11 protein-coding genes and 2 tRNA genes are annotated in these 13,759 nt (G+C 73.3%); 9 read left to right on the top strand and 4 right to left on the bottom strand.

All coding sequences use genetic code 11. The features are described from left to right. From ACLU3S_RS31000 to ACLU3S_RS31015, 4 genes are all read left to right on the top strand, one after another. On the top strand, positions 1 to 865 hold an 865-nt coding region (locus ACLU3S_RS31000), incomplete at its 5' end, for a (2Fe-2S)-binding protein (RefSeq protein WP_413955295.1). Then, complete coding sequence (locus ACLU3S_RS31005) at positions 862 to 3,171, top strand: xanthine dehydrogenase family protein molybdopterin-binding subunit (protein ID WP_413955296.1); 2,310 nt, start codon at positions 862 to 864, stop codon at positions 3,169 to 3,171. The genes ACLU3S_RS31000 and ACLU3S_RS31005, both read left to right, overlap by 4 nt. After that, complete coding sequence (locus ACLU3S_RS31010) at positions 3,168 to 3,293, top strand: hypothetical protein (RefSeq protein WP_413955297.1); 126 nt, start codon at positions 3,168 to 3,170, stop codon at positions 3,291 to 3,293. The genes ACLU3S_RS31005 and ACLU3S_RS31010 overlap by 4 nt, the downstream gene beginning before the upstream one ends. Before the next feature lie 172 nt (positions 3,294 to 3,465). After that, positions 3,466 to 4,623 carry an SUKH-4 family immunity protein gene (locus ACLU3S_RS31015; RefSeq protein ID WP_413955298.1) on the top strand — a complete coding sequence of 386 codons (1,158 nt, stop codon included), beginning with the start codon at positions 3,466 to 3,468 and terminating at the stop codon, positions 4,621 to 4,623. Between the two features lie 58 nt (positions 4,624 to 4,681). Here the strand turns inward: ACLU3S_RS31015 and ACLU3S_RS31020 are convergent. Further along, positions 4,682 to 4,753: transfer RNA gene (locus ACLU3S_RS31020), tRNA-Cys, on the bottom strand. A 19-nt stretch (positions 4,754 to 4,772) separates the two neighbouring features. After that, positions 4,773 to 4,870, bottom strand: a tRNA-OTHER gene (locus tag ACLU3S_RS31025). 176 nt (positions 4,871 to 5,046) lie between these two features. On the opposite strand from ACLU3S_RS31025, the gene ACLU3S_RS31030 reads away from it, so the two are divergent. The 4 genes from ACLU3S_RS31030 to ACLU3S_RS31045 all read left to right on the top strand — a co-directional run bounded on the left by ACLU3S_RS31030 (position 5,047) and on the right by ACLU3S_RS31045 (position 10,694). Continuing rightward, the gene (locus ACLU3S_RS31030) at positions 5,047 to 6,513 is read left to right on the top strand and encodes an MFS transporter (RefSeq protein WP_413955299.1); all 1,467 of its coding nucleotides are present in this window, start codon (positions 5,047 to 5,049) and stop codon (positions 6,511 to 6,513) included. 218 nt (positions 6,514 to 6,731) lie between these two features. Next, a complete protein-coding gene (locus ACLU3S_RS31035) occupies positions 6,732 to 8,531 on the top strand; it encodes a DEAD/DEAH box helicase (protein WP_413955300.1) in 1,800 nt (599 codons plus the stop codon). Positions 8,532 to 9,091: 560 nt separating this feature from the next. Further along, on the top strand, positions 9,092 to 9,733 hold the full coding sequence (locus tag ACLU3S_RS31040) for an IclR family transcriptional regulator (protein ID WP_413955301.1): 642 nt from the start codon (positions 9,092 to 9,094) through the stop codon (positions 9,731 to 9,733). Positions 9,734 to 9,902: 169 nt separating this feature from the next. Continuing rightward, entirely contained in the window at positions 9,903 to 10,694 is a 792-nt protein-coding gene (locus ACLU3S_RS31045; RefSeq protein ID WP_413955302.1) for a S16 family serine protease, read from the top strand. Between the two features lie 92 nt (positions 10,695 to 10,786). Here the strand turns inward: ACLU3S_RS31045 and ACLU3S_RS31050 are convergent, their stop codons facing one another. Next, the gene (locus ACLU3S_RS31050; protein WP_413955303.1) at positions 10,787 to 11,260 is read right to left on the bottom strand and encodes an Lrp/AsnC family transcriptional regulator; all 474 of its coding nucleotides are present in this window, start codon (positions 11,258 to 11,260) and stop codon (positions 10,787 to 10,789) included. 122 nt (positions 11,261 to 11,382) lie between these two features. On the opposite strand from ACLU3S_RS31050, the gene hppD reads away from it, so the two are divergent. Then, positions 11,383 to 12,528: a 4-hydroxyphenylpyruvate dioxygenase gene (gene hppD, locus ACLU3S_RS31055; protein WP_413955304.1), complete on the top strand. Its 1,146-nt coding sequence runs from the start codon at positions 11,383 to 11,385 to the stop codon at positions 12,526 to 12,528. A gap of 14 nt (positions 12,529 to 12,542) precedes the next feature. On the opposite strand, the gene ACLU3S_RS31060 is transcribed toward hppD, so the two are convergent. Next, positions 12,543 to 13,759: tetratricopeptide repeat protein (locus tag ACLU3S_RS31060; RefSeq protein WP_413955305.1), on the bottom strand; the 1,217-nt coding region annotated here is incomplete at its 5' end.

Here is a 13,759-nt window from a genome sequence, read left to right on the forward strand (position 1 = left end):
GAGCGAGGCCGCGGTGGCGGAACACGGCGCCGACGCCGCGGCGGACGACACGCCCGAGGGCCCGGCGCCCGACCGGGCGGCGGCCGGCGAAGACGGCGACGGCGCCGACGACACCGACGCCGCACTCCTCCCGCCGAACGACGACCACCCCCTCGCCTCCTACGTGCTGCGCGTCAACGGCGCCGACCGCCCCGTCACCGACGCCTGGATCGGCGAGTCGCTGCTGTACGTGCTGCGCGAGCGGCTCGGCCTCGCCGGCGCCAAGGACGGCTGCTCGCAGGGCGAGTGCGGCGCCTGCAACGTGCAGGTCGACGGCCGCCTGGTGGCCTCCTGCCTGGTCCCCGCGGTCACCGCGGCCGGCAGCGAGGTGCGCACCGTCGAGGGCCTGGCCGCCGACGGACAGCCCTCCGACGTCCAGCGGGCGCTCGCCCGGTGCGGTGCCGTGCAGTGCGGCTTCTGCGTGCCCGGCATGGCGATGACCGTGCACGACCTGCTCGAGGGCAACCCGGCGCCGACCGAGCTGGAGACCCGGCAGGCCCTGTGCGGCAACCTGTGCCGCTGCTCCGGCTACCGGGGCGTCCTGCAGGCCGTCCAGGAGGTCGTCGCCGAACGCGAGGCCTCGCACGCCGACCCCGAGGCGGACGGGGACGAGGCGCGCATCCCGCGCCAGGCGGGCCCCGGCGCCGGCGGCGTCAACCCCTCGGCGTTCGAGGCGCCGGGCGCCTTCGACACGCCGCAGGCCCCCCGCGGTGACTACGGCACCGCGCCCGATCCGTACGCCGCGCCCGACCGGTACGGCACGCCGCCGCACGGCACCCCGGGCCCGCACGACCAGCACTACGGCCAGGACGGAGGTCAGGCGTGACCAACGAAGCCGCCACCGCCACCACCGCCGCGGAACCCGCCCCCGTGGCCGAACCGGTGCCGCACGGCCTCGGCGCCTCCCTGCCGCACGCCGACGCCGGCGCCAAGACCGAGGGCACCTTCCCCTACGCGGCCGACCTGTGGGCCGAGGGCCTGCTCTGGGCGGCCGTACTGCGCTCCCCGCACGCGCACGCGCGCATCGTGTCCATCGACACCAGCCACGCGCGCGAGATGCCCGGCGTGCGCGCCGTCGTCACGCACGAGGACGTGCCCGGAACCCCGCGTCACGGCCGGGGCGTCCCCGACCGGCCGGTGTTCGCCTCCGAGGTCGTACGCCACCACGGCGAACCCATCGCGGCCGTCGCCGCAGACCACCCCGACACCGCACGGATGGCCGCGGCCGCCGTCATCGTCGAGTACGAGGTGCTCGACCCGGTGACCGACCCGGAGCAGGCGTTCGAGGCGGAGCCCCTGCACCCCGACGGCAACCTGGTCCGGCACATCCCGCTGCGGCACGGCGACCCGGAGGCGGTCGGCGACGTCGTCGTCGAGGGCCTGTACCGCATCGGGCGCCAGGACCCGGCCCCCATCGGCGCCGAGGCCGGCCTCGCGGTGCCGCGCCCCGACGGCGGCGTGGAGCTGTACCTCGCCTCCACGGACCCGCACACCGACCGCAACACGGCTGCCGCCTGCTTCGGCCTGTCCCCGGATCGGGTGAAGATCGTCGTCACCGGGGTGCCCGGCGCCACCGGCGACCGCGAGGACCAGGGCTTCCAGCTGCCGCTCGGCCTGCTCGCCCTGAAGACCGGCTGCCCGGTGAAGCTCACGGCGACCCGCGAGGAGTCCTTCCTCGGCCACGCCCACCGCCATCCGACGCTGCTCCGATACCGTCACCACGCGGACGCCGAGGGCAAGCTCGTCAAGGTCGAGGCGCAGATCCTGCTGGACGCGGGCGCGTACGCGGACACCTCCGCCGACGCCTTGGCCGCCGCCGTCTCCTTCGCGTGCGGCCCGTACGTCGTCCCGAACGCCTTCATCGAGGGCTGGGCGGTGCGCACGAACAACCCGCCCTCCGGCCACGTGCGCGGCGAGGGCGCCATGCAGGTGTGCGCCGCCTACGAGGCCCAGATGGACAAGCTGGCCAAGAAGCTGGGCGTGGACCCGGCCGAGCTGCGCCTGCGCAACGTCCTCGCCACCGGCGACGTCCTGCCGATCGGCCAGACGGTGACCTGTCCGGCGCCGGTCGCCGAACTCCTCCAGGCGGTACGCGACTGCCCGCTGCCGGCGCTGCCCAAGGACACGCCCGAGGAGGAGTGGCTACTGCCCGGCGGACCCGAGGGCGCGGGCGAACCGGGCGCGGTGCGCCGGGGCGTCGGCTACGGCCTCGGCATGGTGCACATGCTCGGCGCGGAGGGCGCCGACGAGGTGTCCACGGCGACGGTCAAGGTCCACGACGGCGTCGCCACCGTGCTGTGCGCCGCCGTGGAGACCGGCCAGGGCTTCACCACCCTGGCCCGGCAGATCGTCCAGGACACCCTCGGCGTCGAGGAGGTCCACGTCGCCCCGGTCGACACCGACCAGCCCCCGGCCGGGGCGGGCTGCCGGGGCCGGCACACCTGGGTGTCGGGCGGCGCGGTGGAGCGCGCGGCGAAGATGGTCCGCACCCAGCTCCTGCAGCCCCTGGCACACAAGTTCGGCATGTCGGCGGAGCTGCTTCAGATCACGGACGGCAAGATCACCTCGTACGACGGCGTGCTGTCGACCACCGTCGCCGAGGCGATGGAGGGCAAGGAGCTGTGGGCCACCGCCCAGTGCCGCCCGCACCCCACCGAGCCGCTGGACGCCTCGGGGCAGGGCGACGCCTTCGTGGGCCTCGCGTTCTGCGCGATCCGCGCCGTGGTGGACGTGGACATCGAGCTGGGCTCCGTCCGCGTCGTGGAACTCGCGGTGGCGCAGGACGTCGGCCGGGTGCTGAACCCGGCCCAGCTCGCCGCCCGCATCGAGGCGGGCGTCACCCAGGGCGTCGGCATCGCGCTCACCGAGAACCTGCGCACCCCGCGCGGCCTGGTCCGCCACCCCGACCTGACCGGGTACGCCCTGCCGACCGCCCTGGACGCGCCGGACATCCGGATCGTCAAACTGGTGGAGGAACGGGACGTGGTGGCTCCCTTCGGCGCCAAGTCCGCCAGCGCGGTCCCGGTGGTGACGGCGCCCGCCGCGATCGCCTCCGCCGTCCGCGCCGCCACCGGCCGCTCGGTCAACCGCCTCCCGATCCGCCCCCAGGCCGCCGTGGTCACGGACCGGTGAGCGCCGCTTTCCGGGGGCCGCGCCACGAACCCGCGCCCGGCGCGGGCACGTTGTCCCGGCGCGTCCCGCTGCTCCTCGCCACGGCCCCGGCCGTGGTGCCGGGCGGCATCCGCGTCACCTGACACGGTGGTCCGTCGTCGCGCGCAACGCCGCGGCGCCGCCCGGCGTCCTTTCCGGCGAGGGGCCGTTGTCAGTGCTCCGGCGTAGTGTGCTGGGCAGTGGGGGGCACCTGCCCGGGACGCCGCACGGCGACGTCCGCACCCAGTCACGCACGGGGAAGATCGCGGGGGAGCGATGAGCACGATCGACGCCGGGACGCCGGCGATCAGGCTGACCGAGGCCGAGCTGGACCGCCATGTCACGCACCGGCCGACGCGCGGCCTGCTCGCCGGCCTCGGCCTGCCCGCCCGCACCGACCTGCTGACGTTCTCGCCGCTACGCGCCCACGGCCTGCGCACCCTCGCCGACGCCGCCGACGGCCCGTTCCACCTGGCGGAGGAGCTGCGCGGCCGCCTGGTGATAGGCGAACTCCTCAACCCGCCCGGGATGGAGCGCGAGTCGATCCTCCTCGACGGCGACACCGGCGAGATCACCACGGCCTACCTGTCCGACGCGTCCGACCCGCGCCCCTTCGCGCCCTCCCTGGACACCCTCCTGCGCTTCGCCGCCGTCACGGAGGAACTGGCGGGCCTGCGCGGCCGTTTCGCCTCCCTCGCGGGCCAGTACGGCCCGAAGGCGGCCGCCGAGGCGACCCGCCGACTGCTCGCGCTGTTCGAGGAGGGCACGCACGGCGAGGTGCCGCCGTACTGGAAGGCGGCGGCCCTGATCCGTCCGCTCGGGCTCGTGGCGGGCCCCGGCGCGGCGCAGGGCCTCACCCTGGACGTCCCCGCCCGCCTCCTGGACCAGGAGTTCGGGCACGGCCGGGTGGCCCGCTTCGAGGAGGTCGACTTCCCCGCCACGCTCACCCACGAGCCGACTCGCCGCTTCCTGCGCGAGACCGGCCTGCCGGAGCAGGCGGTCCTCTTCCACGCCGACACGGACGTCCCCCTGCCGACCCTCCGCGAGTACTTCACCGAGGAGCGTGTCGACTACCCCCTGTCGGAACTCCCGGCCCACTGCGACCACTTGGTGCGCCTCGGCTACCTGGTGGAGGACAACAGCCTGGTCGTCGACGGCAGAACGGGCGCGGTCCTCACCTTCAGCGAACCGGAGGCAGCGCTCTACCCGCTCAACACCGACGTCTCCACGCTCGCCTTCACCCTCTGGCTCCTCCACCACGAGCGCACGATCGACGAGCACCTCACCCACGAACTGACGACGGCCGCCTACGACCAGCTCGCCGCGGCCATGCTGCACACCCTCTCCGCCCTGGACCCCACCGGCACCCTGCCGGACACGACCTGGCACTACTGGACGGAACTCTTCCAGGACGAGGCGGGCGGGGTGCTGTGACGGCCGAAGGGGCCCCCGGAGGTACCGGCCCCTTTGTCCTGCCTGGTCAGGCGATCGGAGGCCGTGGCGGGATTCGAACCCGCGTAACTCGCTTTGCAGGCGAGCCCCTGAACCACTCGGGCACACGGCCGTGTTCTGTTCTGCTGTGACGGCCGTGGCGGGAATCGGACCCGCGTGACTCCCCGCGAGCGGAGCTCGCTGAGGGCTGCAGCGCAGGCGAGCCCCTGAACCACTCGGGCACACGGCCGTGTCGATGGGACGACCGTAGGGCGGGGCGGAGGGGGCGCTCAAGGGATGGCCGGGGGCTGCAACGCGACTGCCATACGGCGTTCATGAAAGGCACGAGTCGTACGACCAAGGTCGCAGGGGCGATGGGACCGCCGACAGGAGTCAATGTCAGTAGTGGGCCTTACTCTGGCGGTCATGAGCGCCCTGGGAGCACGTGAAGCCGCTGTTGTGGAGGAGACCGCCGAGCCGGACGGCGGTGTCCTGGGCCGGGCCTACCGGGCGCTGAGTGTCGGGATCGTGTCCGTCGTGCTGCTGATCGCCTTCGAGGCGACCGCCGTCGGCACCGCGATGCCCGTCGCCGCGCGGGAACTGGACGGCGTGGCGCTGTACGCGTTCGCGTTCTCCGGCTACTTCACCACCAGCCTGTTCGGCATGGTGCTGGCCGGGCAGTGGGCCGACCGGCGCGGCCCGCTCGGGCCGCTGACCACGGGGATCGGGGCCTTCGCGGCGGGGCTGGTGATCTCCGGGACCGCCCAGGCGATGTGGGTGTTCATCCTCGGCCGGGCCGTGCAGGGACTCGGCGGCGGGCTGGTCATCGTCGCGCTGTACGTGGTCGTCGGACGCGCCTACCCGGAGCGGCTGCGGCCCGCGATCATGGCGGGGTTCGCGGCCGGCTGGATCGTGCCGACCATCGTGGGCCCGCTCGCCTCCGGCGCCGTCACCGAGCACCTCGGCTGGCGCTGGGTGTTCCTCGGCATACCGGTCCTCGTCGTGTTCCCGCTGGCCCTCGCCCTGCCGCAGATACGGCGCAGGGCGTCCGGGCCGGTGGGCGAGGAGCCGGCCCCCGGCGCGGGCCCGGACTCCTCCGGCCGGCGGCGCATCCGGCTCGCCCTCGGCATCTCCCTCGGCGCCGGGCTCCTCCAGTACGCCGCCCAGGATCCGCGGCTGCTCTCCCTGCTGCCCCTGCTGGCCGGCGCCGCGCTGCTGGTGCCCGCCGTGCTCGGCCTGCTGCCGCGCGGCACCTGCCGGGCCGCCCGCGGCCTGCCGTCCGTCGTGCTGCTGCGCGGGCTGTCCGCCGGTTCCTTCGTCGCCGCCGAGTCCTTCGTGCCGCTGATGCTGGTCACCCAGCGCGGGCTGTCGCCGACGCTCGCCGGGTTCTCGCTGGCGGCGAGCGGCGGCACCTGGGCGCTGGGCTCGTGGGTGCAGTCCCGGCCGCGCCTCGCGCCGTACCGGGAGCGGCTGATGACCCTCGGGATGGTGCTGGTCGCCGCCGCGATCGCCACCGCGCCGAGCGTGCTCGTGCACTCCGTGCCCGTCTGGATTCTCGCCGTCGCGTGGGGCTTCGGCTGCTTCGGCATGGGCCTGGTGGTCTCCTCCACCAGCGTGCTCCTGCTGCGCCTGTCCGCCCCGGCGGAGGCCGGCGCCAACTCCGCCGCCCTGCAGATCTCCGACGCCCTCTCCAACGTCCTCCTCCTCGCGGCGACCGGCACGGCCTTCGCGGCCCTGGGCGGCGGCAGCACGGTCACCACGACGGCCACCGTCTCTCACCCCGCCGCCTTCGCCGCGGTGTTCCTCCCGATGGCGGCAGTGGCGCTGGTGGGCGCGTGGGTGACGCGGCGGGTGCAGGCCGGGGAGGCGACGACACCGAGTGGTACCACGTAGTACTGGACGGGGCCGAGCTGTTCGTGCTGGACGTGTGCCAGCGCGCTCTGCGCGTACCCAAGATCGCAGCCCAGCTGCCGCGCTTCGCCCGGTGATCTGTGACGCGTGTCGCACCTGGGCCGGGGCTGTGCCGTCGGTCCGGGTGACAGGTGGGCGCACCGGTAGGGTGGCCCGGTTGTCATACGTAGCCGAGCCCCCAGCACAGCGAACCGGAGACCGTGACTACCACCGCCCCCAGCTCGTCCCACTCGCATCACCTGTCGCCCGCATTCCCCGGACGCGCCCCCTGGGGTACCGCCAGCAGGCTGCGTGCCTGGCAGCAGGGGGCGATGGAGAAGTACATCCAGGAGCAGCCGCGTGACTTCCTCGCCGTCGCCACGCCCGGCGCCGGCAAGACCACCTTCGCGCTGACGCTCGCCTCGTGGCTGCTGCACCACCACGTGGTGCAGCAGGTGACCGTGGTGGCGCCCACCGAGCACCTGAAGAAGCAGTGGGCCGAGGCGGCGGCGCGCATAGGCATCAAGCTCGACCCCGAGTACAGCGCCGGACCGCTCGGCCGGGAGTACGACGGGGTCGCCGTCACGTACGCCGGCGTCGGCGTCCGGCCGATGCTGCACCGCAACCGCGTCGAGCAGCGCAAGACGCTGGTGATCCTGGACGAGATCCACCACGCCGGTGACTCCAAGTCCTGGGGCGAGGCCTGCCTGGAGGCGTTCGAGCCGGCCACCCGGCGGCTCGCCCTGACCGGTACGCCGTTCCGGTCCGACACCAACCCCATCCCCTTCGTCAGGTACGAGGAAGGGGCGGACGGCATCCGGCGCTCCGCCGCCGACTACACCTACGGATACGGCAACGCCCTCGCCGACCACGTCGTGCGGCCCGTCATCTTCCTCTCCTACAGCGGCAACATGCGCTGGCGCACCAAGGCCGGTGACGAGGTCGCGGCCAAGCTCGGCGAGCCCATGACCAAGGACGCGGTCAGCCAGGCCTGGCGCACCGCGCTCGACCCGCGCGGCGAGTGGATGCCCAGCGTGCTGCGCGCCGCCGACCAGCGGCTGACCGAGGTCAGGAAGGCCATCCCGGACGCCGGCGCCCTCGTCATCGCCTCCGACCAGGACTCCGCCCGCGCCTACGCCAAGCTCATCCGCGAGATCACCGGCACGAAGGCCACGCTGGTGCTGTCCGACGACGCGGGTGCCTCGAAGCGGATCGACGACTTCAGCAGCAGCGACGACCGCTGGATGGTCGCGGTCCGCATGGTGTCCGAGGGCGTCGACGTGCCCCGGCTCGCGGTGGGCGTGTACGCCACGACCATCTCCACGCCCCTCTTCTTCGCGCAGGCCGTAGGGCGTTTCGTGCGCTCCCGTCGGCGCGGCGAGACCGCCTCCGTCTTTCTCCCCACCATCCCCGACCTGCTGACCTTCGCCAACGAGATGGAGAAGGAGCGGGACCACGCCCTCGACAAACCGAAGAAGGAGGGCGAGGAGGACCCGTACGCCGAGTCCGAGAAGGAGATGGAGGAGGCGAACAAGCAGCAGGACGAGGACACCGGCGAGCAGGACATGCTGCCCTTCGAGGCGCTGGAGTCCGACGCCGTCTTCGACCGGGTCCTCTACGACGGCGCCGAGTTCGGCATGCAGGCCCACCCGGGCAGCGAGGAGGAGCAGGACTACCTGGGCATCCCCGGCCTCCTCGAGCCCGACCAGGTGCAGCTGCTGCTGCAGAAGCGGCAGGCCCGGCAGATCGCGCACAGCCGGAGGAAGCCGGACAGCGAAGCCGACCTGCTGGAGCTGCCGGCCGAGCGGCGGCCGGTCGTCTCGCACAAGGAGATGATGGAGCTGCGCAAGCAGCTCAACACCATGGTCAGCGCCTACGTCCACCAGAGCGGCAAGCCGCACGGAGTGATCCACACCGAGCTGCGCCGCGTCTGCGGCGGCCCGCCCAGCGCGGAGGCCACGGCGGGCCAACTGCGGCAGCGGATCGCCAAGGTCCAGGAGTGGGCCACCCGCATGCGGTGACGGCCCCGGCCGGGCTCTCTTGCGGGCGGGTTGCTCAGGGTGTAGGGCGTGGGCCACCGCCATGAGGTGACGGCTCGACCGGGTTCCCGGGCTCCCACGCGGGTGGGGCGCTCAGGGTGTGGGGGTGTGCCACCGGCATGCGGTGACGGCCCCGGCCGGGCTCTCTTGCGGGCGGGTCTCCGAGGGGTGCGTTGACGGCCCGGCCGGGGCTCCCTTCCACGACGGGTAGCGACGGCGGCTCCCGGCCTGCCCGTCTCCGGTTGTCGGTCCGTCACGCCTTTGGTGTGGCGTACGTATCCGGACGAATGCAGGCAGGCCGGATCTGGCCTTGCCCGGATTCTGGACGAAGACTTCCGCTCAGCGAACCCCCTTCGCTAGGGTCTCGCCACGCACACGCCCCGTGGCAGCGCCGCCGCGGAGCGCAGCCGTGAAGCGACATTGGCCCGCCGCCGTCGGGCCGTCCTGCCGATCGGCGGCCTCTGACACGCGTCGCCGACGGGACTCGGCGACGCATCCGCCGCTCAGGGGCCGTCGACCTCACCGCCGAAGGAGTGGGCGTCGTGACCGCGGAGACCTCTCAGACGCTCGACCGGGGACTGCGCGTCCTCAAATTGCTGGCCGACACCGATCACGGGCTGACCGTCACCGAGTTGTCCCACAAGCTGGGCGTGAACCGGACCGTCGTGTACCGCTTGCTCGCCACCCTGGAGCAGCATGCGCTGATACGGCGTGACCTGGGCGGCCGTGCCCGGGTCGGGCTCGGGGTGCTGCGACTGGGGCGCCAGGTGCATCCGCTGGTCCGGGAGGCCGCGCTGCCCGCGCTGCGGTCGCTGGCCGAGGACATCGGGGCGACGGCCCATCTGACGCTGGTCGACGGGACGGAGGCACTGGCCGTGGCCGTGGTCGAGCCGACCTGGACCGACTACCACGTGGCCTACCGGGCCGGCTTCCGGCATCCGCTGGACCGGGGCGCGGCGGGCAGGGCGATCCTCGCGGCCCGGCAGTCGCCCTCGGCCGACCCCGGGTACACGCTCACCCACGGCGAACTGGAGGCCGGCGCGAGCGGGGCCGCGGCACCGCTGATCGGGGTGACGGGCGTCGAGGGCAGCGTGGGCGTCGTGATGCTCGCGGACTCCGTGCCGGAGCGGGTGGGGCCGCGGGTGGTGGAGGCGGCGCGGGAAGTGGCCGAAGCGCTGCGCTGACCACCGGGTCCGGCAGGGTTCGACGGGCCCTTGGCCCTTCTCTCCCTTCGTACGTTGGCCCGGCATCGGCGTGGAGCGGCTGCCGGGGGCCCTGCGCCGGTTCACCAGGCAGGGGCGGTGCCTGTACACGGCATGAGGCGACGTCCAGGCGGCAGGTTAGATTGATCCCGTGCTCTCACGTCTCACGCGTTCCCAGGCCGTCGCCGTCTGCGCCGTGCCCGTCGCGGCCCTGATCGCCACGGCCGTGTTCGCGCCGCTGCCGTTCTCGGTGGCGCAGCCCGGGACGACGGCGAACGTGCTCGGCGACAACAAGGGCACCCCGGTGATCACGATCTCCGGCGCGGCGACCCGCAGGACCAGCGGTCAGCTGCGGATGGTCACGATTGAGGCGACCGGCCCGGACGCCCGGGTGTCCCTCGGCGACGTGCTCGGCAACTGGTTCCGCACCGACCGGGCCGTGATGCCCCGCGACGCGGTCTACCCGACCGGCAACACCGTCAAGGAGATCGAGCAGCACAACGAGGCGCAGATGCAGCAGTCCCAGGACGCGGCGGCCGGCGCGGCGCTGAAGTACCTGGGGCTGAGCTCCGACAAGGTCAGGATCACGCTGAAGCTCGCCGGTGTGGGCGGGCCGAGCGCGGGGCTGCTCTTCACCCTGGGGATCATCGACAAGCTCGACGGCGACGGCGGCGGCGGCGACCTCACGGGCGGCCGCACCATCGCCGGAACCGGCACCATCGACACGGCCGGGCGCGTGGGCGCGGTCGGCGGGGTGGCCCTGAAGACGCAGGCCGCCCGGCGGGACGGGGCCACCGTCTTCCTGGTGCCGAAGGCCGAGTGCGCCGATGCCAGGGCCGAGCTGCCGAAGGGGCTGCGGCTGGTCCCGGTGACCACGCTGAAGGGCGCGGTCGACTCCCTGGTGGCGCTGGAGAAGGGAAAGGGCTCCGTACCGAGCTGCTGAACTCAGTCCCCGTCCTCCTCCAGGGGGTGCTGCCAGCGGAGGCCGGGGAAGCGGGCGAAGCCGCGGTCCGCACCCCCGCGCCTCCCGGCCGCTCACCGCGCCTCCTGCGCCGCCTGCTCCACCAGCGGGATGATCCGCAGCGGAACGGGGTTCTCCATCACGATCGCCGTGGACGCCCGGACGATGCCCTCGAAGCCGACGACCCGGTCGATCACGCGTTGCAGGTCGGCGTTGGAGCGGGCCACCAGCCGGCACAGCATGTCCCCGCTGCCGGTGGTGGTCAGCAGCTCCAGCACCTCCGGCACCGTCGCCAGGTACGCCCGCACGTCGGGCCCCTGGCCCTGCCGGATCTGGAGGGTGGCGAACGCGGTGACCGGATAGCCGAGGGCCGCCGGGTCCACCTGCGGGCCGAACCCGCGGATGACCCCGCTCGACTGAAGCCGGTCCAGCCGTGCCTGCACGGTCCCGCGGGCGACGCCGAGCCGTCGGGACATCTCCAGCACGCCGATGCGCGGCTCCCGTGCCAGCAGCACGATGATGCGCCCGTCCAGATGATCGATCGCCACGGGACCCCCTGAGATGGTCATCCTGCACAGAAAGGCCGCCGTATCGGCCCGATCACTGAACATGTTGCCCAGTGAATACGGAAACTATTGCGCACCTTGCAGAGCGGGGCCACCCTGCCGCTATGACGCAGACCACTCACCACACTCCCGACACCGCACGGCAGGCCGACCCCTTCCCGGTCAAGGGAATGGACGCGGTCGTCTTCGCCGTGGGCAACGCCAAGCAGGCGGCGCACTACTACTCCACCGCCTTCGGCATGAAGCTGGTCGCCTACTCCGGGCCGGAGAACGGCAGCCGCGAGACCGCCAGTTACGTGCTCGAGAACGGCTCCGCCCGGTTCGTGTTCACGTCGGTGATCAAGCCCAGCACCGACTGGGGCCGCTTCCTCGTCCGGCACGTGGCCGAGCACGGCGACGGCGTCATCGACCTGGCCATCGAGGTCCCGGACGCCCGCGCCGCCCACGCCTACGCCGTCGAGCACGGCGCCCGCTCGGTCGCCGAGCCGTACGAGGTGAAGGACGAGCACGGCACCGTCGTCCTCGCCGCGATCGCCACCTACGGCGAGACCCGCCACACCCTGGTCGAACGCTCCGGCTACGACGGCCCCTACCTCCCCGGCTACGTGGCCGCCGAGCCGATCGTCCCGCAGCCCGCCCAGCGCACCTTCCAGGCCATCGACCACTGCGTCGGCAACGTCGAACTCGGCAAGATGGACGAGTGGGTGGCGTTCTACAACAACGTCATGGGCTTCACGAACATGAAGGAGTTCGTGGGCGACGACATCGCCACCGAGTACAGCGCGCTGATGTCGAAGGTCGTGGCGGACGGCACCCTCAAGGTGAAGTTCCCGCTCAACGAGCCCGCGATCGCCAAGAAGAAGTCCCAGATCGACGAGTACCTGGAGTTCTACGGCGGCCCCGGCGTCCAGCACATCGCGCTGAACACCAACGACATCGTGCAGACCGTCCGCACCATGCGCGCGGCCGGCGTGGAGTTCCTCAACACCCCCGACTCCTACTACGACACGCTCGGCGAGTGGGTCGGCGACACCCGGGTGCCCGTGGAGACGCTGCGCGAGCTGAAGATCCTCGCCGACCGGGACGAGGACGGCTACCTGCTGCAGATCTTCACCAAGCCGGTCCAGGACCGGCCGACGGTGTTCTTCGAGATCATCGAGCGGCACGGCTCGATGGGCTTCGGCAAGGGCAACTTCAAGGCCCTCTTCGAGGCCATCGAGCGCGAGCAGGCCAAGCGGGGCAACCTGTAGGTCCGCACGGGGTCCTAGCTGGGCGGCGGCTCGTCCGGGGCGTCGCCCAGCGTGCGCAGCATGTCCTTCGCCTCGGGCGCCCACAGGGGCGAGAAGTGGGGATTGATCCGCAGCGCCCGCTGCAGGTGCCTGCGCGCGGCCCCGTCCATCCCCAACTCGACCTCGATCATGCCCCGGTGGAAGGCGTACAGGGCGCTGAGGACCCCGCCGCCCTTCTCCCCGTCCGTGGCGGTGGAGGCGTAGTCCAGCGCCTCCTCCTCCTGCCCCGCCCGGTGCAGCGCCCAGCCGAGCGCGTCGGCCACCTCGATCCCCGGCTGCCGCTCCCACTCGTCGCGCAGCCGGTCCACGGCCTCCAGCGGGTCCCCGTGGTCGGCCTCGTACCGCCCGATCAGCAGCTCCACGTCGACCCCGTCGTCCGCCTCCCGCAGCGCCAGGTCCCTCATCCGGTCGAACTGGTCGTGGGCCTGCCGGGACTTGCCCAACGACGCGTACAGCTCGCCCAGTTCGAAGGCGTCCCGGGGGCTCGGCTGCCGGGCCAGGCCCGCCCGGTACGCGGCCACCGCCTCGGCCGTACGGCCCAGCGCGGCCAGCACCCGTCCCCGCCCGGCCGGCGCCTCCCGCTGGTCGGGGTCCAGGCGCAGGGCCGCGTCGTAGTGGCGCAGCGCGTCCTGCAGATCCCCGCGCTCCCATGCGAGCTGCCCCACGCCGGCCAGATAGGCGGCCTGCTGGGCCGGGGTGCGGGCGGCGGCCGCCGCGTCGGTCAGCTGGGCCGCCGCGTCCTCGCGCCAGCCCCTGTCCCGGTAGACCGCCGAGACCTTCGCCATCACGGCGGGCCGGTCGCCCGCGTCGGTGTGCAGTTTCAGCAGTTTGTCCAGCGTGGAGCCGACCGCCTTGTAGTCGCCGAGCCCGGTGTAGGCGTCGATCAGCGGCGGATACGCCGACCACCGCTTCGGCGTCAGCTGCAGCGCCTGCTCGCCGTACTCCTTCGCCTCCTGGAAGTCCCGGCGCGCGAGCGCCAGCGCGGCCAGGCCCTCCAGCGCCTCGGCGTTGCGCTCGCCGCGCACCTCGAGCGACGTGCGCAGCGCCCTCTCGGCCTTCGGATAGTTCGCCGCGTCGGCGGTCCGGCGCCCCCGCTCCACGTACGCGGCCCCGAGCACCGCCCAGGCCCCCGCGTCGCGCGGCCGGGCGCGTACCCGCTGTTCCTGCTGCCCGATCAGCGCCGTCAGCTCCG

The organism is Streptomyces sp. AF1A (genome assembly GCF_047340315.1).
In the GTDB taxonomy this organism is placed as follows: domain Bacteria; phylum Actinomycetota; class Actinomycetes; order Streptomycetales; family Streptomycetaceae; genus Streptomyces.

Excerpts from the sequence above, each read along its gene's own strand:
- ACLU3S_RS31015 (WP_413955298.1), top strand. The coding sequence starts at position 3,466 with ATGAGCACGATCGACGCCGGGACGCCGGCGATCAGGCTGACCGAGGCC.
- ACLU3S_RS31030 (WP_413955299.1), top strand. The coding sequence starts at position 5,047 with ATGAGCGCCCTGGGAGCACGTGAAGCCGCTGTTGTGGAGGAGACCGCC.
- hppD (WP_413955304.1), top strand. The coding sequence starts at position 11,383 with ATGACGCAGACCACTCACCACACTCCCGACACCGCACGGCAGGCCGAC.